This window comes from Bradyrhizobium sp. WD16, from assembly GCF_024181725.1.
Classification (GTDB): domain Bacteria; phylum Pseudomonadota; class Alphaproteobacteria; order Rhizobiales; family Xanthobacteraceae; genus Bradyrhizobium_A.
In genome coordinates, this window is sequence record NZ_CP028908.1 from 1,046,253 (window position 1) to 1,067,258 (window position 21,006).

General features: G+C 67.4%; 19 protein-coding genes. 12 read left to right on the top strand and 7 right to left on the bottom strand.

Annotated features, from left to right (window positions below; all coding sequences use genetic code 11):
* Positions 1-19 precede the first annotated feature (19 nt).
* Both DB459_RS04865 and DB459_RS04870 read right to left on the bottom strand, forming a co-directional pair.
* Positions 20-1,705: a DUF459 domain-containing protein gene (locus tag DB459_RS04865; RefSeq protein WP_253711802.1), complete on the bottom strand. Its 1,686-nt coding sequence runs from the start codon at positions 1,703-1,705 to the stop codon at positions 20-22.
* Between the two features lie 353 nt (positions 1,706-2,058).
* Positions 2,059-3,495, bottom strand: a complete 1,437-nt coding sequence (locus tag DB459_RS04870; RefSeq protein ID WP_253711803.1) for a lytic murein transglycosylase — start codon at positions 3,493-3,495, stop codon at positions 2,059-2,061.
* Positions 3,496-3,763: 268 nt separating this feature from the next.
* Between DB459_RS04870 and galU the strand changes: the two genes are divergently transcribed.
* The 3 genes from galU (at position 3,764) to DB459_RS04885 (ending at position 6,765) form a co-directional block, all read left to right on the top strand.
* Positions 3,764-4,636 (top strand): UTP--glucose-1-phosphate uridylyltransferase GalU, encoded by an 873-nt coding sequence (gene galU / locus DB459_RS04875; protein WP_253711804.1) that lies wholly within the window; start codon positions 3,764-3,766, stop codon positions 4,634-4,636.
* 398 nt (positions 4,637-5,034) lie between these two features.
* Complete coding sequence (locus DB459_RS04880) at positions 5,035-6,255, top strand: OpgC domain-containing protein (RefSeq protein ID WP_253711805.1); 1,221 nt, start codon at positions 5,035-5,037, stop codon at positions 6,253-6,255.
* 255 nt (positions 6,256-6,510) lie between these two features.
* Positions 6,511-6,765 carry a hypothetical protein gene (locus DB459_RS04885; protein WP_253711806.1) on the top strand — a complete coding sequence of 85 codons (255 nt, stop codon included), beginning with the start codon at positions 6,511-6,513 and terminating at the stop codon, positions 6,763-6,765.
* A gap of 12 nt (positions 6,766-6,777) precedes the next feature.
* Here the strand turns inward: DB459_RS04885 and DB459_RS04890 are convergent, their stop codons facing one another.
* Positions 6,778-8,499 carry an outer membrane beta-barrel protein gene (locus DB459_RS04890; RefSeq protein ID WP_253711807.1) on the bottom strand — a complete coding sequence of 574 codons (1,722 nt, stop codon included), beginning with the start codon at positions 8,497-8,499 and terminating at the stop codon, positions 6,778-6,780.
* A gap of 233 nt (positions 8,500-8,732) precedes the next feature.
* Between DB459_RS04890 and DB459_RS04895 the strand changes: the two genes are divergently transcribed.
* A complete protein-coding gene (locus DB459_RS04895) occupies positions 8,733-9,755 on the top strand; it encodes an SIS domain-containing protein (RefSeq protein WP_253711808.1) in 1,023 nt (340 codons plus the stop codon).
* 42 nt (positions 9,756-9,797) lie between these two features.
* Here the strand turns inward: DB459_RS04895 and ubiA are convergent, their stop codons facing one another.
* Positions 9,798-10,742, bottom strand: a complete 945-nt coding sequence (ubiA, locus tag DB459_RS04900) for a 4-hydroxybenzoate octaprenyltransferase (protein ID WP_253711809.1) — start codon at positions 10,740-10,742, stop codon at positions 9,798-9,800.
* On the bottom strand, positions 10,739-11,410 hold the full coding sequence (locus DB459_RS04905) for a hypothetical protein (protein ID WP_371926955.1): 672 nt from the start codon (positions 11,408-11,410) through the stop codon (positions 10,739-10,741). Before DB459_RS04905 ends, ubiA begins: the two co-directional genes overlap by 4 nt.
* Positions 11,411-11,624: 214 nt before the next feature.
* On the opposite strand from DB459_RS04905, the gene DB459_RS04910 reads away from it, so the two are divergent.
* The 6 genes from DB459_RS04910 (at position 11,625) to DB459_RS04935 (ending at position 17,633) form a co-directional block, all read left to right on the top strand.
* A complete protein-coding gene (locus DB459_RS04910; RefSeq protein ID WP_253711811.1) occupies positions 11,625-12,386 on the top strand; it encodes a 16S rRNA (uracil(1498)-N(3))-methyltransferase in 762 nt (253 codons plus the stop codon).
* Between the two features lie 126 nt (positions 12,387-12,512).
* Positions 12,513-13,658, top strand: a complete 1,146-nt coding sequence (locus DB459_RS04915; protein ID WP_253711812.1) for an ATP phosphoribosyltransferase regulatory subunit — start codon at positions 12,513-12,515, stop codon at positions 13,656-13,658.
* The gene (gene hisG, locus DB459_RS04920) at positions 13,655-14,632 is read left to right on the top strand and encodes an ATP phosphoribosyltransferase (RefSeq protein WP_253711813.1); all 978 of its coding nucleotides are present in this window, start codon (positions 13,655-13,657) and stop codon (positions 14,630-14,632) included. The genes DB459_RS04915 and hisG overlap by 4 nt, the downstream gene beginning before the upstream one ends.
* Before the next feature lie 144 nt (positions 14,633-14,776).
* Positions 14,777-15,826, top strand: a complete 1,050-nt coding sequence (locus DB459_RS04925; protein WP_253713427.1) for a glycosyltransferase family 2 protein — start codon at positions 14,777-14,779, stop codon at positions 15,824-15,826.
* On the top strand, positions 15,823-16,677 hold the full coding sequence (locus tag DB459_RS04930) for a ChbG/HpnK family deacetylase (RefSeq protein ID WP_253711814.1): 855 nt from the start codon (positions 15,823-15,825) through the stop codon (positions 16,675-16,677). Before DB459_RS04925 ends, DB459_RS04930 begins: the two co-directional genes overlap by 4 nt.
* A 143-nt stretch (positions 16,678-16,820) precedes the next feature.
* Positions 16,821-17,633, top strand: coding sequence for a DUF2076 domain-containing protein (locus DB459_RS04935; protein ID WP_253711815.1), 813 nt, complete (start codon positions 16,821-16,823; stop codon positions 17,631-17,633).
* 106 nt (positions 17,634-17,739) lie between these two features.
* On the opposite strand, the gene DB459_RS04940 is transcribed toward DB459_RS04935, so the two are convergent.
* Positions 17,740-18,570, bottom strand: coding sequence for a L,D-transpeptidase (locus DB459_RS04940; RefSeq protein WP_253711816.1), 831 nt, complete (start codon positions 18,568-18,570; stop codon positions 17,740-17,742).
* A 288-nt stretch (positions 18,571-18,858) separates the two neighbouring features.
* Here DB459_RS04940 and DB459_RS04945 point away from each other — a divergent pair, with 288 nt between their 5' ends.
* On the top strand, positions 18,859-19,638 hold the full coding sequence (locus tag DB459_RS04945) for a protein phosphatase CheZ (protein WP_253711817.1): 780 nt from the start codon (positions 18,859-18,861) through the stop codon (positions 19,636-19,638).
* 136 nt (positions 19,639-19,774) lie between these two features.
* Here DB459_RS04945 and DB459_RS04950 read toward each other — a convergent pair whose 3' ends face one another.
* Positions 19,775-20,302 (bottom strand): hypothetical protein, encoded by a 528-nt coding sequence (locus tag DB459_RS04950; protein WP_253711818.1) that lies wholly within the window; start codon positions 20,300-20,302, stop codon positions 19,775-19,777.
* A 340-nt stretch (positions 20,303-20,642) separates the two neighbouring features.
* Here DB459_RS04950 and groES point away from each other — a divergent pair, with 340 nt between their 5' ends.
* Entirely contained in the window at positions 20,643-20,939 is a 297-nt protein-coding gene (groES, locus tag DB459_RS04955) for a co-chaperone GroES (protein ID WP_253711819.1), read from the top strand.
* The last annotated feature ends 67 nt before the right edge of the window (positions 20,940-21,006 follow it).

Consider the following 21,006-nt stretch of genomic DNA (forward strand, 5'->3'; position numbering starts at 1 on the left):
GCCGAGACGTAAGCCGCGCCTATTGCCCGACAAAGGTGCCCGGCGCGGAAGCCGCAGGACCGATATTCAGCGGCGGGCGCGGCACGTTATCGCGCGGCCGCGGTCGGCTCTGCACCGGCGGCGATGCCTCCTTGCGCTTCCTGGGCGGGGCGGGTTGTCCGTCGGGCGACGATGCGCCAGGCGCGTCGGCAGCCGGCGGCGCGACCGCCGGAGCCGACTTCGGCTGGCCGGCCTGCTCCGGTCTGGCCACTGCCGGAACGGTGGCGATGGCCGCATCCTTGGAAGCCTCCTTGGAAGCGTCCTTGGGAAGAGTAGCCTGATCGACGCTGCCGATGTCGCGCCGCGGCCAGGCGAAGTCGTCGGCGCGGCCGGCGGGCGCCGCCAGCGGCTCGCCCTTGACCAGCGTGCGCGCCGCAAGCGGATCCCACCCGGCCGGACGCGTGCCCGGACCACCGAGCAATTCGTCGCTGCCCACCGAGGAGGCGACCAGCGGCACGATCGGGCCGGCCAGCGGCCGCGGCGGCGGACCGCCAGGACGGGCGCTGACATCGGGAATCCCGGGCTCGCTCGGCAGCGCCACCGGCGTCGTGCGCGAGGTCAACAGCCGCGTCACCTCGCGCTCGACATAATGGGCGAGCTTGCGGGCGCCGGCCTTGGTGAAGAACACCCCGTCGCCGCTGCGCAGCCGGCGGATCTGACCTTCGAAATCTGGACCCTGGGTCATGAAGCGCCCGGATTCGTCGACGAAGCCGTCCCAGACGTCCACATAGGTGATGCCCGCCTTGCCGGCGGCGTCGCGATAAAGCGCATCGAGAAACAGCATGTCGGACGTCGCCTTCGGCCCGCGCACCGCCGGCAGGCCGACCCAGATCACGGGCACCCCCCTGGTCTTGAGCACCGCGATCATGTCTTCGATCTTCCTGGAATAGAGTTCGACCCAGCGTTCGTCGCGATACTCGTAGGTGCCGCTGCCGCGCGCGCTCTTCTCCGGCGCGATGATCGACGGCGTCTCGCCATCGGTCGGCTCGTCATTGCCCTGCTCGGCGTCGCCCGGTTTGGCGTCGGTCTGCTTGCCGTCCGCCGGCTTGCCGCGGGCGTCTTTCTTCTCGTCCTTCTTGTCGGCCGGCTTCTTCGGATCCGGCTTTTCGACCACTTCGTGGATCGGCATGCGATCGTTGAGGCCGAGCATCACGACGATGGCGTCGGCCTTCTCGGTGGCGATGATGCCCTTGGCGGCGGCGGCCCAGTCGGCAGGCTCGCCCTTCGGCTGGTATCGAATGAGGCCGGAGACGGTCTTGTGCTTGCGAATGACGCCCATGTCCGGCTGCTCGGCATAGGCATCCTCGAGGCCATAAGCCAGCCAGTCGGCCATGGCGTCGCCCAGCACCAGGACATTGTGCTCCGGCACAGTCTCCCGCTTCTCCGGTGACGGCGCGTGGGAATAATCGACGGCACGCTGCTGCTGCGGTTGGGGCGGCGGCGCACCGGGAAATATCTGCTGGAAAGGCGAGAAGAAGCCGCCGCCACCGCCATAACCGTAGCCGCGCGGTTGCTGCACGTGCTGGCGCGGCTGCGGGCGGCTGCCGAAAAAGTCGAAGAACTGCGCCGAGGCCGGGCTCATGATGCCGAGCAGCAGCGCCGCGGCGACGCTCACCACGATCAGAAGCCCGGATTCGGGCAGCAGGCGGCGCTTGGGCTCTGGCATGCGGCTCACGGCGGCTGAAGGAAACTTAGAATTAATACCAGATTCCGGCCGTCGCAGGGCGGCCTAGTGTGGTGGATCTGACGCTCGTTTCAGCGTTGGAGCGAGTTCTTCAAACGAGCGTCAGATCCAAAACCACACTAGAATCAAAATGATGCTAGTGTCCCCTTGTTTCCAACGTTCGTATGAGCGCCTGCCGCAATGGGATACGAACGTTGGAAACGGGACACTAGCGAGGACCGGTTCCCGGCATCAAGCGCGGCCGCAGGCTGGCGTCAAGCGAGCCGCACGACAGCCGACGAGGAGCCGATTGCGCCCTCCGCTACCGGCGCAGAATAAGCCGCTTTGCCAGAGCCTTACTGACCGCGCAGGCGATCGAGCATGGCCGCCGAGGCGAAGCCGTCGGCAGCGGCGCCGATCGAGGCCTGGAAGCCGCGCAGCGCCTTGCGGGTTTCGCCGCCGAGCTGGCCGTCGGGTTCGCCACGGTAGAACCCGCGTTGGGCCAGCAACTGCTGCAGCTCCAGCCGTTCCGCCCGGCTCAGCACCCGCTCCTGGCGCGGCCATGGCTGGAGGAAGGCCGCGCCGCCGCGCAGGCGGTCGGCGAGATAGCCGATCGCCAGGGCATAGGCCTCCGCCGGGTTGTAGCGCAGGATGCTGCGGAAATTTCCCAGCATCAGGAAGCCCGGTCCCTCGCTGCCGGCCGGCGCCAGCAGAAAGGCCTTGTCGGTGCCGCGCGGAAAGGGCTTGCCACCGGCGCGGCGGATTCCGAGCTGCTCCCACTGGGCAATGCTCATGACGCGGGCGCGGTCGGCCAGCATGTAGTCGAAGCCCTGCGGCACCTCGACCTCGTAGCCCCAGGTCTGGCCAGCCTGCCACCCATCCTTCTTGAGGTTGTTGGCGGTGGAGGCGATCAGATCGGCGACATCGCCGACCACGTCGCGGCGGCCGTCCTGATCGAAATCCACCGCATAGCGCTTGAACGCCGTCGGCATGAACTGGGTCGGGCCGAAAGCGCCGGCCCAGGAGCCCACCATCTGCGCGGGGACGAGGTCGCCGTGGTGAAGAATTTCGAGCGCCGAGAGAAACTCGTTGCGGAAATAGGCCTGGCGCCGGCCGATGCAGGACAATGTCGCGGTGGAGCGCAGCACGCTGCGGTCGCCGCCCTGGGTCGAGTAATTGGATTCCACACCCCAGATCGCCGCGATGATGTAGCGATCGACGCCATAGGTCTTTTCCACGGCGTCGAAGGTCGGGCGGTACTTGGCGAGGATCTCGCGGCCGGCCGCGATCCGGGCATCATTCACCAGCACGTCGAGATAGTCCCAGATCGCCTTGGTGAATTCCGGCTGGGAATCCATCAGGTCCATGATCCGCAGATCAGGAGCCAGCCCGGCGGTATAGCGTTCGAAGCTTTCGCGCGAGACGCCGCGCCGCGCCGCTTCCGGCCATAGCGAAGCGACGCAGGCATCGAAATTAGCCGCGGCCTCGCGGATCGCCTGGGCGGTCATCAGGGGGTGGCCCGAGGCGCCGTCTTCGCCGCTCCATTCCCTCGGCCCGGACGGCGGCAGCGCCGCCGGCCCTGCCGGCTGCGGTGAAAACAGCGACAGAAAGGGCAAACTCGCCTGGGCAGTCGTGGTGCGCCCCGGCCCGGCTGGCCGCGTCGCCGAGCCAGTGGCCTCGCGCGCAGCGACCGGACCGCCGCCAACGCTCTGCGCCCCGGCGCCGGCGGATGCCAGCAGCAGCGCCATGCTGCCGACCCAGATCAGCCCTCGTCCCGCGGTTACCTTCGCCATCGCCTCAAAATCCCGGTCCAAGAGCCATTCAATCGCGCCCATCGCCCCCAATGGGCCCTGACAGGGTTGCCATCAGCTTAATAACCGCGCAACTTTTCGCGACCAAATGATGGTCAATGCGCCGCAGGGCCCTCCCGCGACAGAGGGTACCGGGTGCCGCACCAGCGCCGCAAAGTCCATGGAGTCTGCTACCTGGTTGAACGCCGCAGGACCCATCTGCCCCTCGCCGGCGTTTGCTGCCCGCCTGTTCCCCATTTCAAGAGCCCCCATGAAAATCCGCAAAGCCATCTTCCCCGTCGCCGGCCTCGGCACCCGCTTCCTGCCCGCCACCAAGGCCATGCCCAAGGAAATGCTCACGGTGGTCGACCGGCCGCTGATCCAGCACGTGGTGGATGAAGCCCTGGAGGCCGGCATCGAGCACCTCGTCTTCGTCACCGGGCGGAACAAAGGCGTGATCGAGGATCATTTCGACCGGCCCTACGAACTCGAGGACACGCTCAAGGGACGCGCCAAGCTCAAGGAGATGGAGCTCCTGCTGCGCGACCAGCCGGAGGCGGGTTCGACCTCGTTCACCCGCCAGCAGCAACCGCTCGGCCTCGGCCATGCGGTGTGGTGCGCTCGCGACATCGTCGGCGACGAGCCCTTCGCGGTGCTGCTGCCGGACGTCTTGGTCAAGCACAAACCGAGCGGCCTGAAGCAGATGCTCGACGCCGCCGCGGCCGCCGGGATCGGCAAGGCCAATATCGTCGCGGTGGAAGAAGTGCCGATGGAATCGGTGCACATGTACGGCGTCGTCGGCGTCGGCAAGCCGAAGGGCGACCTGTTCGAGCTCGCCGGCATGGTGGAGAAGCCGAAGCGCGAACAGGCACCGTCCAATCTGTCGATCACCGGCCGCTATATCCTGCAGCCGGAGATCTTCGAAATCCTGGCCACCCAGGAGCGCGGCGCCGGCGGCGAAATCCAGCTCACCGACGCCATGCTGCGGATGGCCGAAGGCCAGCCGTTCTACGGCTTCAAGTTCAAGGGCAAGAGCTACGACTGCGGCTCCAAGTCCGGCTTCCTCGCCGCCAACATCGCCTATGCGATGGATCGCGACGACCTGCGCGACGGTCTGCGCGAGGAGATGCGGCAGTATCTCTGAGGAAAGGATCGCGCGCGGCCTTCACGCCACCAGTGCCAGTGTGGTGGATTTGACGTTCGATTCCGTGTCGCAGCAAGTCCATCAAACGAGCGCCAGATCCAAAACCGCACTAGCATCATTATGATTCTAGTGCGGCGTCTCGCAATTGCCTATGCCCTTTGCGGCAAGCCCCTGTAGGCAATTGCGAGACATAAGCCACACTCGCTTTTTGATTTTGCCAGTGTGGTGGATCTGACGCTCGTTTCAGTATTGCAGCGAGTTCTTCGAACGAGCGTCAGATCCAAAACCACACTAGAATCATAATGATGCTAGTGTCCCCTTGTTTCCCTTGGGTTCTGACGTTCGTAGGAGTGCTCGCGGCAAAGGACTACGAACGTTAAAACCGGGACACCAGGTCGATGCATCATCGCTCCACCAGCAGCCCAGCTTCCCGCAGCGCCGCGACGGCGGGCCTGTGGTGGTCCGGGCGCGACCTGCGGCTGGACGCCTGCCGCGGCATCGCCCTGTGGTTCATCTTTCTCGATCATGTTCCGGAGAACGTCGGCGCCTGGCTGACGCTGCGCAATTACGGCTTCAGCGACACCACCGAGGTCTTCATGTTCGTCTCCGGGGTGACCTGCGCGATCGCCTATGGCGCCGCGCTGCGCCGCCGCGGCTGGCCGACGGTGATCGCCCGCACGCTGCGCCGGAGCTGGGACATCTACGCCGCCTTCCTGCTCCTCGTCCTGGCCTGCGCCGTTTTGGTCTATGCCGCCGGCGGCGGCTCGCTGATGGATGACCCGAGCAACACCCGCGTGCTGTTCGAGCAGCCGGGCCCGACCCTGGTCCACGCCCTCCTCCTGCAGTATCGCCCTGTGAACAGCGACGTGCTGCCGACCTTCGTCATCTTCCATCTTTCGGTGGCGCCACTGCTCTGGCTGCTGCTGCGCGCGCCCAATGCAACCCTCGTCGCCTCGGTCCTGCTCTACGCCGCCACCCGCCGCTTCGACTGGTATCTCGACGCCTGGCCGCGCAATCAATGGTACTTCAACCCGTTCGCCTGGCAGGTCCTGTTCGTGTTCGGCGCCTGGTGGGCGCTCGGCGGCGGCAAACGCCTGCGCGCCTTCCTGCACACGCGCGCGGTTTTGATCGCTGCGCTCGCCTATCTCGCCGCGAGCCTCGTCATCGTGCTCGGCTGGCAGATCGAGGCGCTGCATGGCCTCGTGCCCCCGGCGGTCGCCGCCGTGATCTATCCGGTCGACAAGTCGGGTCTCGACCCGCTGCGGCTGGTGCATTTCCTTGCGCTCGCCGTCGTCGCCGTCCGGCTGGTGCCGGCCGACTGGGTGGGTTTCGGCCATCATCCCGACCGGTCGGCGCGGAAAGGGATATCCCGGTTCCTGCATCGCGGCCTCGTTGCGCCGGTGATGCGCAGCGCCATCCGCTGCGGCGAGAATTCGCTGGCGATCTACTGTCTCGGGGTGCTGCTGACGCTGGCGGCACAGGCGGTCCTGCTGGTGCTGCCCAATGACGTCCTGCTGCAGTTCCTGCTCAGCGGCGCCGGCATCGCCATCATGATCCTGGTGGCGAACCTGCTGACCGCGATCATGCGTCGCAACCAGCTGCGGCCGGGGCTATTCTAGTGTGGCGTCTCGCAATTGCCTATGCCCTTTGCGGCAAGCCCCTGTAGGCAATTGCGAGACATAAGCCACACTAGCACTTTGATTTTGCTAGTGTCCCTATGTCTCCGAATTACCGTGCGAGCGCGAGGCAAACGTAGCGGTAATTCGGAGACGGGACACTAGACCGAAGATGCCTGACACAAGGCTGCACGAGGCCGGGGACGACGAGCCTATGATAGGCTCCGCCGTGGCGTAAACGACAGCAAAGGACGACGAGTGAGCGACTACGACCAGCTGCGCGACTATCTCAAGCGCCAGACCCGCGATGAATTCACCCTCAGCTTCGAGGCGATCGAGGAGATCCTCGGCTTCGCCCTGCCGCGCGCCGCCCAGCGCGCGTCGTGGTGGGAGACGACGCGCAGTCCCCAGGTCGCGGCGCCGCAGCGCGTCGCCTGCCTGGACGGCGGCTATGTCGCCACCCGCCTCGCCGATGGCGAGAGCGTCCGGTTCAGACGGGCGAAGAAAGCCTGAGCGCCGGCGGGCCTACTGCTGCACCCGCACGCCCAGCATGACGATGGTCGCCTCGGTGCTGGAATTGACGGCGGTGGTGTCGAGCCAGTCGTGGCGCACCTGTCCCTTGATCTGGAAGGTGCGGTTTAGCTTGTAGACGAGATCGAGCGATGCGGTGTAGCGGTTGTCGAAACGACCGAGCCCGCGATAATCCGAGGTGCCGTAGCCGAATTTCGCCGTGCCGATCAGCCAGCGCCGGAACGCGTGGTCGACCTGGAAGGTGAAGTCGCGGGTCTGCACGCCGGCAACGCCGGGCAGCGGGCTCTCGTCGATCGATGAAGTGGCGATGAACCGGGCGGTGGTCAGCGGCGTCACGGTCCAGATCAGCGATCCGCTGGTCAGCAGGCCGCTGATGCTGGAGAGACGGTTGTCGACATAGCTGCGGGTGGTCCAGCCCATCGCCGCCTCGCCGGTGATCAGGCGGGTGAGCTCGAAGGTCGAGCCTCCCTTGACGTAGCCGCCGTTGGAATTGCGCTGGTAGCCGTAGCGGTCGAATTGCAGGTCGTGGATGCGGGTGTCGGCCTCGACCTCGACGAACGGCTTGAGCCCGGGCTGCCAGTCGTAGCTCACCCGGCCGATGCCGCCATACTGGGTGTAGTCGCGATCGTCGTTGGAATACGTGCTGCCGTCGGCGAACTTCGACCATTGATAGGAGGTGTGGTCGTAGGTGGCGCTGAGCGCGACGTTGAAGCGATTGAAATCGTGATCGACCCCGAGCGTCGCGCCGGCAGTGGCATAGACCGGATAGCGCGCGAGGCCGGCCTGGATGTTCGGGCTGCCCGGATTGTCGGTGGCAATGCGCAGCCGCAGTTCGGAATTGATCCGGCTGTCGCGACTGACATCGATGCGGCCGTTGATCTTGCCGGTGAAGTCCGGCCGGTCGAGCGTCACCGGCGCGCCGGTCGAGGCGCTGATGTCGAAGGGCGTCGTCGTGCCGTAACCGGTATAGGAGCCGCGCAGGTCGGCGACCAGCGAGTGCCGCTCCCAATTCGATGCGATCAGCAGCTCGGGCGAGATCATGTAGAAGGCCGAGCCGCGCGCCGGCAATGTGCGCGCCGGATTGGTATCGTAGCCGCCGGAGAGTTCGACCGCGGCCTTGGACAGGAACGAGCCGTAATAGATGCCGGTGGCGCCGAACGGATCGGTGTCGAGCGGCAGGCGCCGGCGGGGCGGCTGCCCCGGCACGATGCCGGCCAGCGCCGGCGGCACCGGCGCGCCATGGGCGGCGGTCGAGGGCGGCGGCGCGAGCTTTGGCGGGGTCGACGGCAGCGGGCCCTGGCGCAGCGGCGGCAGGGTGGTATTGTTGGTCAGCGGCACCACGGCACCGGCCCTCGCGGCTCCATTCGGCGCCCCCTTGGCCGTCCCGTTGGCCACGCCCTTGGCGCCCGGCCGGCGGCGACCGAGCGAATCATAGCCGGTCGCGGCGGCACCCGAAGCCGCGGGGGCGCCGTAGCGCGGGATGGCGCCGAGGCGCGAGGGCGCCGGCGGTGCAGGCGGGGGGTCATCGTCGGCAGCCGGCGCCGAATCACCGGTCGCCTGGTCGAGCTTGCGTAACGGTGACTGCTTCGAGGCGGTGCGGCTGGCCTTTTCGGGATTGAATAGGTCACTGGTGAGGCTTTGGGCGCGCGCCGGCCCCCCCATCACAATCAGCATGGCGAACAGCAGCCCGAGCGGCGGGAACGCAGCCGCAGCCACGGCCCGGCGCCGGACCGTCCGACGCTCCATTCCCCGCCCAAGCCCCACAATTAACCCCGTGAAATCAGCAGCTTAATTCATCCATCCGGGCGTTTACCGCCCGTCAGCGTTAATGGAGTAAAAACAATTATGGTTAATGCGGCGTTGAGGCCGCGGCCGCGTCGCGCCGCGGCCGGGGGCGTGCTAGTAGACGCGCCCGAGGATGCCGGTCCCGCATCCGATCTGGAATTGCGATGAAATCGTCCAAACCGCGCGCGGCCGTGACGCCGGCCGCCGTCACACCGGCCGACATGCCGCCGGCCATCAGTTCGGCGCTGCGCACCCTCGAAGCCGAGGGCGGCGGCATCACGGCATTGGCGGCGGCGCTGCAGAACGGTCTCGGCGCGCCCTTTGCGGCGGCGGTTGAACTGATCCGCGGCGCGCACGGCCGCGTCATCGTCTCAGGCCTCGGCAAATCCGGCCATATCGGCCGCAAGATCGCCGCGACCATGGCCTCGACCGGCACGCCCGCCTTCTTCGTCCACGCCGCGGAAGCGAGCCATGGCGATCTTGGCATGATCACCGCCGACGACGTCATCATCGCCCTGTCCTGGTCCGGCGAGACCGTCGAACTGAAGAACCTGATCAGCTATTCGCGGCGCTTCCGCATCGGCCTGATTGCGATCACGGCGGAAGCCGCCTCCACCCTCGGCGAGGCGGCGGATGTGTGTCTCGCCTTGCCGAAAGCCCGCGAGGCCTGCCCGCACAATCTCGCCCCGACGACCTCCTCGCTGATGCAGCTGGCGCTCGGCGACGCCCTTGCCGTGGCGCTGCTGGAGAGTCGCGGCTTCACCGCGGTGGATTTCGGCGTCCTTCATCCCGGCGGCAAGCTCGGCGCCATGCTCAAATTCGTGCGCGACCTGATGCATGTCGGCGACACGATGCCGCTCAAGCCGCTCGGCACGCCGATGTCCGATGCCCTGGTGGAGATGTCATCCAAAGGCTTCGGCTGCGTCGGCATCGTCGATCAGCGCGGCGCGCTGGTCGGCATCGTCACCGACGGCGACCTGCGCCGCCATATGCGCAGCGACCTGATGACCGCGCAGGTCGACGAGGTGATGACCCGCAATCCGAAGACGGTATCGTCGACCGTGCTCGCCGGCGAAGCGGTCGACATCTTCAACAGCTCGAAGATCACGGCGCTGTTCGTCACCGACGACGCCGCCCCGGTCGGCATCATCCATCTTCACGATGTGCTGCGCGCCGGCGTCGCCTGAGCGTCGACGAAGGGCCGGCCCGACTGCAGCCTGGAGCCGCGCTCACCCGATCGTGCGCAGCACCGCATCACCGACCAGCCCGGCGAACAGCAACAGCCCGGCATCGCGGTTCGACCTGAACAGCCGCAGGCAGAGCGCGCTGTCGGTGATATCGATGCGTGCCACCTGAACCGCGAGCTGAAGGGCGAACAGTGCAAGGCCGGCATAGGCCGGCCACGACGCCCCGGCGAGTGCCAGCGCGATGCCGATCAGCACGACCGCAGCGCCATAGAACAGCGCCAGCGCCGGCCGGGTACGTGTCCCGAACAACAGAGCCGTCGACTTGATGCCGATCAGCGCGTCGTCGTCGCGGTCCTGATGGGCATAGATCGTGTCATAGCCGATCACCCAGGCAATCGCGCCGGCGTAGAGCGCCAGCGCCGCGGCATCGATCCGCGCCAGGATCACCGCGAACCCCATCAGGGCCCCCCAGGAGAAGGCGAGGCCCAGCACCACCTGCGGCCAGTAGGTGATGCGCTTCATGAAAGGATAGACGGCGACGATGGCGAGCGAGGCGACACCGGTAAGGATCGCGAAGGTATTGAAGCGCAGCAGCACCAACAGGCCTGCCAATGCCTGCAGCACCATGAACGCGGCGGCCTGGCGCGCCGTCACCTGGCCCGAGGGAATGGGCCGGGACCGCGTGCGCTCGACCCTGGCATCGAGATGGCGATCGGTGATGTCGTTCCAGGTGCAGCCGGCGCCGCGCATCACGAAGGCGCCGACGAAGAACAGCGCGACGGTCGAAGGCAAAAGCCGCAGATCGTGAGCGACCCCGGCGGCGAGGGCGGCCGACCACCAGCACGGCATCAGCAGCAGCCAGGAGCCGATCGGCCGGTCGAAGCGGGCGAGCCGCAGATAGGGCCGCGACCACAGCGGGGCGAGACTGTCGACCCAGTTGCCGGTCGAGTCCGCAACCCGTGCCGCGGCGCCCGGCGATGTGCTCATCGCGCCAGCGCGTTGCCGTTCAGCGTGTCGAATGTGGCGCCGCCGCGCCGCGAGGCTCTCACCTCCGGAATCGCCGAGGAGGTACCGAGCACGTCGCTGAGGCTGGGCCCCGCCGGCGCGCCCTGGGCTCGCTGCTGGGCGACGTTGCAGACGGTGGTCTTCATCTTCTCGGTGTTGGCGTGCCCGGACTTCAGCTGCTTGCCGATCTCCGGCGGAATACCGCACTTCCGCGAATTGGTCTCGATGAAGCTGATCATCTTGACCTCGGCGCCGGCGAAGCTCGAGATCAGCTTGCAGGCCTCCTCGGGCGGCGCCTTGCGCGCACCGGCCGCCTTGATCGCCGCGGCCTTTTTCTCGGCATCCTGACGCAGCGGCAGAAATTCCTTCATGCACTGCTCCGCCCCCGGCGGCTGCCCCGCAGGCTGGCCGCCGAAACCGCCGGCGCCGGCGAGCGGCGCGGCGCCACGCTCGAAGGCCGGGTCGGAGCCGTTGACCGGCGGGAACGGCGACGCCGAGGAGTTCACCGGCGGGAATGGCGAGGAGGACTGGGCCGGAGCGGCGGATTGGGACGGCAGCGGCGCCGGAAAGGCGCCCTGCGCGCGCGCCTCGACGGCAGCCGCCAGCAGCAGCCCCGCCAGGACCGCGGAGCTCAAAGCCGCGGAAGTCAATAATTGTCGGGCAGTCACGCGTGGTCCTCCGGCAAGATCGGACGTCGTCCCCCGTCATCCGGTCGTCAGGCTTCTACGATTCCTGAAAGCGCTTAACAACCCGCTGAATAGGGCGACAGCGCGACCAAATGGGCAACCGGCCCGGCTTTGGGTAGAACAGCCAGATGGAACGAACCCATGCCTTCGCGAAGCGGTGGCATCAATCCGGATCATCATGCCTCAATCCGATCTCGCCAAAGTCGATTTCCGCAGCCCCCGGCTCTATGTCGACGCGCCGCTGCACGAGGGTGCCGAAATCGCGCTCGACCGCGATCAGGCCAATTACCTCGGCAATGTGCTGCGCCTCGCCGCCGGCGGCACCGTCCTGGTATTCAATGGGCGCGATGGCGAGTGGCGCGCCGCCATCGGCGGCCGCAAGCGGCCCGACCAGCTGTCGATCGCAGGCCGCACCCGCGCCCAGGCCGCCCTGCCCGACCTCACTTACGCTTTCGCGCCGCTCAAGCATGCCCGGCTCGACTATATGGTCCAGAAGGCGGTGGAGATGGGGGCAGCCCGGCTGCAGCCGGTCCTGACCCGCTTCACCCAGGTCAGCCGGGTCAATGGCGAGCGGATGCGCGCCAACGCGATCGAGGCGGCCGAGCAGTGCGGCATTCTGGCGCTGACCGCCGTCGACGAGCCCCAGCCGCTGGAGCGCTGGCTCAGCCAGCGCGCCGCGGGGCGGCTGCTGGTGTTCTGCGACGAGGATGCCCCGGTGGCCGATCCGGTTGCGGCGCTCGCCGGCGCGCCGAAAGGCAGCGGCATCGACGTACTGGTCGGTCCCGAGGGCGGCTTTTCCGAGGACGAACGCAGCCTGCTCCGCCGCCAGACCGGTACGCTGATCCTCTCCCTGGGCCCACGCATTCTGCGCGCCGACACCGCCGCGGTCGCCGCCCTCGCCCTGGTCGAGGCGGTGCTCGGGGACTGGCGGCGATCCTGAGCCGGGCCACCAAAACCGTTAAGGTCATTGGCGAATCTCGCGTTTGGTGGTCGAAACCGTCGCCTTGGCATGTTAAAGGGCGGCCGCGCGCGCCATGCGCGGCCGACCACGAAAGATGAACGAGCAATGAGCCAGCCCGCCGCCCCTCGCGCGACCGGATCCGCCGTGGCGGCGGAGGCGCTGCTGTCGTCCTTCGCCCAGGCCGGCTATGCCCGCGCCGAACCGCCGATCCTGCAGCCGGCGGAGCCGTTCCTCGATCTGTCCGGCGAGGACATCCGCAAGAGCCTGTATCTGACCACCGATGCGCGCGGCGAGGAACTCTGCCTGCGCCCGGACCTGACCATACCGGTGGCCCGGGATTATCTGGCTTCCCCCGCCGCCGGGCAGGCTGCCGGCTTCTGCTATGTCGGCACGGTATTTCGTTACCGTGGCGGACGCACATCGGAATTCCTCCAGGCCGGCGTCGAATCCTTCGGCCGGGGCGACCGGGCGGCCGCCGACGCCGAAATGCTGGCGCTCGGCCTCGAGGCGCTGGCCGTTTCGAACATTACCGACGTCGATATCCGCACCGGCGACGTCGCCCTGTTCGCCGCGCTGATCGAGGCGCTCGACCTCGCCCCGTCGTGGTGCCGCCGTCTCGTCAAGGACTTCAACCGCAAGGCCTCGCTTGCCGAGGACCTGGCGCGGCTGACGCTGGCCAGCGACAGCGCGCGCAAGGATTATGACGGCGTGCTCTCCGCCCTCGCCGGCTCGGATCGCAACGCCGCGCTCGCCCTCGTCACCGACCTGTTGTCGATCGCCGGCATCAACGCCGTCGGCGGCCGCTCGGTGGGCGAGATCGCCGATCGCTTTCTCGAGCAGTCGACCCTGACCGGCGGCACCCTGCCGCGCGACATTCGCGTGCTGATCGAACGTTTCCTCACGATCACCGGCGATCCCGACGAGGCGCTGGCGCAGCTGAGGACCCTCGCCGCCGACGCCAGGCTCGACATCGGCGCGGCGCTCGACGAGTTCGAACGCCGGATCGGCTTCATGGCGGCGCGGGGCATCGATACCGCCGCGACGCGCTTCGCCACCTCCTTCGGCCGCGGCGTCGACTACTACACCGGCTTCGAATTCGAACTGCATCGCAAAAACAACGGCGCCGAGCCGCTGGTCGCCGGCGGCCGCTATGATTCGCTGATGACCCGCCTCGGCGCGCGGGCGCCGATCCCGGCCGTGGGCTTCTCGATCTGGATGGATGCGCTCGGCGCGAAAGGATGCGCCCGATGACCTCACCCTTCGTTCTCGCCGTCCCCTCCAAGGGGCGGCTGCAGGAAAACGCCGACGCTTTCTTCGCCCGGGCGGGCCTGACGCTGGCCAAGCCCCGCGGCGCCCGCGACTACCGCGGCACCATCAGCGGCCTCGACAATGTCGAGATCGCCTATCTCTCGGCGAGCGAGATCGCTGCGCAGCTCGCGCGCGGCGCGGTCCATCTCGGCATCACCGGGGAAGACCTGGTGCGCGAGAGCATTCCCGACGCCGACCGCCGCGTCGCCCTGATCGAGCCGCTCGGCTTCGGCAGCGCCAATGTCGTGGTCGCGGTGCCGCAGGCCTGGATCGACGTGCGCAGCATGGCCGACCTCGACGACGTCACCACCGCCTTCCGCGCCCGTCACAACCGGCGCATGCGCGTCGCCACCAAATATCTGAACCTGACCCGCGCCTTCTTCACCAGCCACGGCATCGTCGACTACCGCATCGTCGAAAGCGCCGGGGCGACCGAAGGCGCGCCGGCCGCGGGCACCGCCGAGTTGATCGTCGATATCACCACCACCGGCGCGACCCTTGCCGCCAACGGGCTGAAGGTGCTCGACGACGGCACGATGCTGCGCAGTCAGGCCAATCTCGTCGCATCGCGCGACGCCGACTGGTCGCCGCAGGCGCGCGAAACCGCCCGGATCATTCTCGACCACATCGCCTCGCGGGCGCGCGCCAACGCCTACAAGGAAGTCCGCACCCGCTTCTCCGGCTGCGATGCCCGCCTGCTCGAGACCGCCGCCGCCCGCTTCGGCGTGGTGCTGCCGTTCGCCGGCCCGACCTCCTCGGGCATGATCACGCTGCACTGCCCGCCGGCCCGGATCTACGCGCTGGCGAGCTTCCTGCGCGAGCACGGCGCGGAGACCGTATCGGTGGTGTCGCTCGACTACGTCTTCGATCGCGCCAACCCGCTGTTCGCCCGCCTCGAAACCTTCCTGGCGCGCTGAAGACACGCACCGCGCGGCCCTTGCGGCGCGGCCGGCAGCAATTACCATATGACACGAAGAGCGCCGAAGCGGCGCCGATGCAACGACAACTCAGAAGCACGCAAGCCCGCAAAGTCCAGCCAAGAAGGTCAGATCACGTCCATGATGCTCGGTGCCGATGTCTCGAACCTGTCCGGCGATGCCGCGGCCGCGGCGGCGCAAGGGCTGTCGATCGTGGTGCCGATCTACAACGAGTCGGCCGGCCTCGAACGGCTGCACCTGCGTCTGATCGAACTCTCGGCCAGCCTGCGCCGGCGCTACAACCTCGCGGTCGAGGTGGTCTATGTCGACGACGGCAGCGTCGACAACTCGCTGGCGATCATGCGTGGCCTGCCGCCGGAAGGCCTCGATATCCAGGCCGTGTCGCTGTCGCGCAATTTCGGCAAGGAAGCGGCGCTGATGGCCGGGCTGGACCATGCCCGGCGCGGCGCCACGCTGTTCATGGACGGTGACGGCCAGCATGCCCCCGAGCTCGTCGAGAAGCTGGTGCAGCACTGGATCGTCGACGGCTACGATGTCGTCTATACCGCCAAGGCGCATCGCGCCAACGAGCCGTTCGCCCGCCGCGTCGCCGTGCAGGGCTTCTACGCACTGATCAACTGGGGCGCCCGGCAGAAGATCCCCGAAGACGCCGGCGACTTCCGCCTGCTGTCGCCCCGCGCCACCCAGGCGCTGCGCCAGCTGCCCGAGCGCAATCGTTTCTTCAAGGGCCTGGCGAGCTGGATCGGCTTCCGCCAGATCCGGGTCGATTACGAGCCCGAGCCCCGCGCCCACGGCCGCACATCGTTCAGCCTGCCCCACTTGATTGGCCTGTCGATCGAGGGGCTGACCTCGTTCTCGGTGGCGCCCCTGCGGATGGCGAGCCTGCTCGGTCTTCTGCTCGCCTGCGCCGCCTTCCTGTTCGGCCTGTCGATCCTGTGGGAGACGGTGATCAGCGGCAAATCGGTGCCCGGCTATCCGTCCCTGGTGGTCGGCCTGATGACCATCGGCGGCGTGCAGCTGCTCATGATCGGCGTTGTCGGCGAATATATCGGCAAGATCCTCTCGGAGCTGAAGGCGCGGCCGGTCTACTTCATCGCCGAGCACAGCGTGAAGCCGGCGACGAGCGAGCCCGCCGCACCTAAGGTGGATTCGGTCGGGACCGCGGCCGAGTGAACGCGGCCATGCCCCAGCGCCACATCTGGCTGTGTGCCGACGACTATGGCCTCAGCCCCGGCGTCAACCGCGCCATCCGCGAGCTGATCGCGCAACGGCGCCTCAATGCCACCTCGGTGATGGTTGTCGCTCCCGCCTGCGGCCGCGACGAGATCGCAGCGCTGCGCGAAGTCGCTGCCGGCGCATCCTGCGCCATCGGGCTGCACTGCACCCTGACCGCGCCGTTCCATCCGCTGACCATGCATTTCCGGCCGCTCGATGGCGGCGCGTTCTATCCGCTCGGCCGCCTGCTGCGCGCCAGCGTCATGCGCCGGCTCGATCCCGAAATCATCCGCGGCGAAATCGCGGCCCAGCTCGCCGCCTTCACCGAACGCGTCGGCCGCCCGCCGGATTATGTCGACGGCCATCAGCATGTGCAGCTCTTCCCGCAGATCCGCGACGCCTTTCTCGCCGCGGTGAAGGAGGCGGCGCCCGCTGCCTGGGTGCGGCAATGCGGCCGCAGCGGCGGCTTGCGTGCAGGCCATCCCAAGGTGCTGCTGCTCGACACCTTGAGCGCGCGCTTTCGCGTCCTGGCGCGCCACGCCGGGCTCGCCGCCAATCCCGGCTTCGCCGGCGCTTATGATTTCACCCGCGACAGCGACTTCGGGGCGCTGATGAGGGACTTTCTCGCCGGCCTGCCGGACGGGGGCCTGATCATGTGCCATCCCGGCTATGTCGACGACGTGCTTGCGTCGCTCGATCCGCTCACCACCCAGCGCGAGCGCGAACGGACCTTCCTCGCCAGCGACGATTTCGCCAGGCTCCTGGCGGCGCAATCGGTCGCCCTCGCTGAACGGCGCGCGGCCGCCTGACAGCCCTTGCCAGGGACAACAGCCGGTTTTCCGGTTTTTTGTGCCCTGGTCAGGATGTCGCATACCAAAATTTAATCTGCGGAACTCTTTTGGCGTCACAATGGGCGCCTACCTCTTCCTTCGCCTCACAGGAGGAGGATTGAATGACCCCGCAAGAACGCCGCCTGATCGACGATCTGTTCGACCGTCTTACCGCCCTGGAATCGTCGCCCCGCGATCCGGAGGCCGAAAAGGCCATCATCGAGGGCCTGCGGCGTGCGCCCAATGCGACCTATGCCCTGGTGCAGACCGTGCTGGTGCAGGACGAGGCGCTCAAGCGCGCCAATGCGCGCATCGAAGAGCTTCAGGCCGGCACCCAACAACAGCCGGCCGCCTCCGGCAGCTTCCTCGATTCCATGCGCGACGCCGTGTTCGGCAACGCCTCGCGCGGCTCGGTCCCGAGCGTCAAGCCGGCCGATCCCGCCGGCAGCCGTCCGGTGTGGAACAGCGGCCAGGTGCTCAATTCCGGCTATAACGATCCGCGTGCCGGTTACGGCGCCGATCCCCGCGGCGGCTATGGCGCGGCGCCCTACCCGGCGCCGGGCGGCGGCGGCGGCTCGTTCCTCGGCACCGCCGCGGCGGCCGCGGCCGGCGTCATCGGCGGCTCGCTGCTGATGAACAGCATCCGCGGCCTGATGGGCGGCGGCATGAGCCACCAGGCATTCGGCGACGCCGGCAGTTTCGGCAGCGGCAGCGCCGGCCCGTGGAGCGGCGATGCCTCGAACAGCGATCTGGCGCGCGAAGCCGGGCTGAACGACATCGGCGGCGGCGGCACGGACCGCGGCAAAGCCGACGACCGCGGCCACGGCCTGTTCGACACTGCGTCCTCCGACGACCTGAATGACCAGCGCCAAGACGATCAGGACGACAATGACGACGGCGGCTTCGACAGCGACGACGGCAGCGATTACGCCTGAGGCCGGTCAGGCGAGCCGCACGCCACGGCGATCGAACCGGTTCGACCGATGAAGACCGGCCGCTGCATGCAGCGGCCGGTGCTTTTCCGAGTTCATCGGCGCCGGGTCAGAGCACCACGACCCTGGTGCCGACCGGAACCCGGCCATAGAGGTCGATCACGTCCTCGTTGCGCATGCGGATGCAGCCCGATGAGACGTTGGTGCCGATGGTCCACGGTTCGTTGGAGCCGTGGATGCGATAGAGCGTCGAGCCGAGATACATGGCGCGGGCACCGAGCGGATTCTCCGGCCCGCCCTCCATGTGGCGCGGCAGATCGGGGCGTCGCTTGAGCATCTCTGCCGGCGGCGTCCAGTCGGGCCATTCGCGCTTTGCCGAGACATGCTTGATGCCGGACCAGGTGAAACCGGGCTTGCCGACGCCGATGCCGTAGCGCAGGGCCCTGCCGCCTCCCTGCACCAGATACAGAAACTTGTTCGGCGTATCGATGACGATGGTGCCGGGCGCCTCGCGGCCAGGATACTCGACCACCTGCTTTTCATATTTCGGATCGAATCCCGGACGGCCGGGCTCCAGCGCCTGGCGCTGGTAGTAGTCCTGATCCTGATCATCCGGCACGTAGTAGCGCTGATCGCCGTCGGGCTGTCCGCCCTGGGGCACCAGTTCGTAGCGCGGCGCACGTTCGTAGCGCGGCGCGTCCGGATAGGCTGGCGCCGGCCCCGCACCACCGCCGCCAAAGATAAACTCGATGAAGCCACCACCCATCGCGGGGCGGTCGGCATAGGCGACGCGGAGCGGGGCAGCAGGATCGTTGCGGGCCCGATCGTTGCGGACTTGTTGGTAGCGGACCTGGTCGTTGCGAACCTGGGCCAGGGTCGGCGTGATGGTGACGCCGAGCGCGCAAGCGCTGGCGAGGATCGCGGAGGTGAGTTTCAACATCGACGTACTCTGCACTCTTCGTCGGAAATCGGCGCATGGCTGCGCTCACGCGCGCATTAGAAGCGGCAATGGCATCGGTTTGGTAAACGACGCGGCCGGGCGGATTCACCACGACCACAGGTCGGCCCGCTTCATGTCGACAGCGTTTATTTTTGGTGAAGGCGCCGCGCCATGGTTAATCGCGGCTTACCCTCGCCTTCGACACGCATCGAAGGCGAGGTTCCATGTGAACCCGCTGTTAAATCCCGTTGTATTACAAAGTCTGCGCTCGAAGGTTGGGGAGTTCTTATGCCTGTTCACCGCAAGCGCTTTCGCATCGAAGAAGCCCAGTACGGCGTGACGCCGCTCGACGTGTCGCAGGGCGGCGACATCAGCCAGTCCCATAACGAGATCATGGCGGAGCTGCGCGCGATCCGGGCACAGATGGCGACTGTGCAGCCCGCCGTCGAGGCCGACGGCGCCGACGACAAGACCGCTGATCTGTCGCAGGAGACCGCCGACGCGCGCGCGCTGCTGCAGACCTACCGCGCCCAGATCGAACAGTGCGAGAAGCTCAAGATCGAGCTCGACCTGATCCACGAGGCGATCAGCCGTACCAAGCAGGAAATCGCCGTGCTCCACGGCAAAAGCTTCGATGGCGACGAGATGGCCCGCGTGACGGGCGAACTCGGCGCAGTGGTCGGCGGCACCGAAGAAGCGACCCAGCAGATCCTCGAAGCCGCGGAAGCCATCGACCAGTGCGCCAGCGCGCTGACCAAGGTGAACTCCCCCGACCAGCAGGCGCAACTCGCCGATGACATCCAGGAGCGCGTCGTCTCGATCTTCGAGGCCTGCAACTTCCAGGACCTGACCGGCCAGCGTATCAGCAAGGTCATGAACACGATGCGCTTCATCGAGCACCACATCAACGTGATGATGGATATCTGGGGCGGCGTCGACGCCATCAAGGCGCACGCTCCGGCGGTGATCGACGACCGCGTCGGCGATGCCCGCCTGCTCAACGGTCCCAAGGGACCCGACGACGCCGGTCATGCCTCGCAGGACGACATCGACGCCATGTTCCCGTAACCGCGCCGGCCTGGTCGACAGAATTCGGGCGGCCTCGGGATCGGGGCCGCCCTTTTCATTCACGACGTCATTTACGACGCTTCATTGCAGTGCGAGTGCGTTTTGCACCGCACTAGAATCAATCATATCGATGGCTCTAGGCGCGCGGTCCGCAGCGGACGTAGACCATGGTGCCGTAGCGGCCATCGGCGTCCTTGTCGATGAAACGGGTGATCAGCACGCGACCGTCGAACGAGACGATCTCGCGATCCTTCTCGCCCCCGGGAGGGCCGGCCGGACCGATATAGTTCTTGCCGCTGCGGCTGCCCTTGATGCGCAATTCCTGCGGCGTCGCCTCGTCGGCGAGATGCATGATCACCCCGCCGGAGTTGCCGCGACCGATCACATAGGGCTGCTTGCACTGGCCGCGCGCCGCATTCTCGGTGCGGACCCGGTCGTCGGCCTTGTGGTAGGAGGCAAGACCCCAGCGCCCGACGAGCTCGTCCGGGCGGATGCTGCCGGGAATTTCCGGCTCGACCGCCGGCTCCTGCGGCGGGGGCGGCGGCTGGGACATTCCAAGGTCGAAGCCCTGGAAGCCGCCGCCGGTACAGCCTCCGAGCACGGCAGCAAGAACCGCGGCTGCGGCGAAAGCCGTCAACCGGCGCGTCGAAACAAATCTTTGCATCTCATCCCCTGAGCGAGCATTCCCCGGCCGCGACACTCCCGACGTTTCGCGGCCCAAACTGATCGCCGGCCGCGCCAAGTGGCGCCGCCGTCGCGATATGGTTTCCAGACCATCCCATAATGACATCACCAAGGCCTTAAACGGCGACGATCGGCAAATTCGATCGTGCGGCGCAGCAGTTGCCTCTTGGCGCCGCCCGAACGGCCCCGTTGCTTGACAGGATCGGCAGCACGCCATATCTCCCGGGCGCACTTTAGCACTCTCGGGGGATGACTGCTAACTCGCCTTCTGATCCGGCAGCCCCGGGCCTTGCTCCCTTCATCAGTCCAGAGGAACTCCAATGGCCAAGACCAAATTCCGCCCGCTCCATGACCGCGTCGTGGTCAAGCGCATCGACGCCGACGAGAAGACCAAGGGCGGCATCATCATCCCGGACTCCGCCAAGGAAAAGCCGTCCCAGGGCGAAGTGATCGCCGTCGGCCCGGGCGGCCGCGACGAGGCCGGCAAGCTGATCCCGATCGACCTCAAGGTCGGCGACAAGGTGTTGTTCGGCAAGTGGTCGGGCACCGAGGTCAAGATCGATGGCGTCGATCTCCTGATCATGAAGGAGTCCGACATCATGGGCGTGACGGCCTAACGGCCCGGCGTTTTCGTTCAAGTGCATTTTCCGGCCGGACCGTCCGCCGGCCCCGTCAGGGGCACCC

What these genes read in the sequence shown, in the direction of transcription:
- groES (WP_253711819.1), top strand. Translation starts at nt 20,643, where the DNA reads ATGGCCAAGACCAAATTCCGCCCGCTCCATGACCGCGTCGTGGTCAAG.
- hisG (WP_253711813.1), top strand. Translation starts at nt 13,655, where the DNA reads ATGACCTCACCCTTCGTTCTCGCCGTCCCCTCCAAGGGGCGGCTGCAG.
- DB459_RS04925 (WP_253713427.1), top strand. Translation starts at nt 14,777, where the DNA reads ATGCTCGGTGCCGATGTCTCGAACCTGTCCGGCGATGCCGCGGCCGCG.
- DB459_RS04935 (WP_253711815.1), top strand. Translation starts at nt 16,821, where the DNA reads ATGACCCCGCAAGAACGCCGCCTGATCGACGATCTGTTCGACCGTCTT.
- DB459_RS04870 (WP_253711803.1), bottom strand. Translation starts at nt 3,495, where the DNA reads ATGGCGAAGGTAACCGCGGGACGAGGGCTGATCTGGGTCGGCAGCATG.
- DB459_RS04910 (WP_253711811.1), top strand. Translation starts at nt 11,625, where the DNA reads ATGCCTCAATCCGATCTCGCCAAAGTCGATTTCCGCAGCCCCCGGCTC.
- DB459_RS04880 (WP_253711805.1), top strand. Translation starts at nt 5,035, where the DNA reads ATGCATCATCGCTCCACCAGCAGCCCAGCTTCCCGCAGCGCCGCGACG.
- DB459_RS04945 (WP_253711817.1), top strand. Translation starts at nt 18,859, where the DNA reads ATGCCTGTTCACCGCAAGCGCTTTCGCATCGAAGAAGCCCAGTACGGC.
- DB459_RS04895 (WP_253711808.1), top strand. Translation starts at nt 8,733, where the DNA reads ATGAAATCGTCCAAACCGCGCGCGGCCGTGACGCCGGCCGCCGTCACA.
- DB459_RS04915 (WP_253711812.1), top strand. Translation starts at nt 12,513, where the DNA reads ATGAGCCAGCCCGCCGCCCCTCGCGCGACCGGATCCGCCGTGGCGGCG.
- DB459_RS04950 (WP_253711818.1), bottom strand. Translation starts at nt 20,302, where the DNA reads ATGCAAAGATTTGTTTCGACGCGCCGGTTGACGGCTTTCGCCGCAGCC.
- ubiA (WP_253711809.1), bottom strand. Translation starts at nt 10,742, where the DNA reads ATGAGCACATCGCCGGGCGCCGCGGCACGGGTTGCGGACTCGACCGGC.
- DB459_RS04865 (WP_253711802.1), bottom strand. Translation starts at nt 1,705, where the DNA reads ATGCCAGAGCCCAAGCGCCGCCTGCTGCCCGAATCCGGGCTTCTGATC.
- DB459_RS04940 (WP_253711816.1), bottom strand. Translation starts at nt 18,570, where the DNA reads ATGTTGAAACTCACCTCCGCGATCCTCGCCAGCGCTTGCGCGCTCGGC.
- galU (WP_253711804.1), top strand. Translation starts at nt 3,764, where the DNA reads ATGAAAATCCGCAAAGCCATCTTCCCCGTCGCCGGCCTCGGCACCCGC.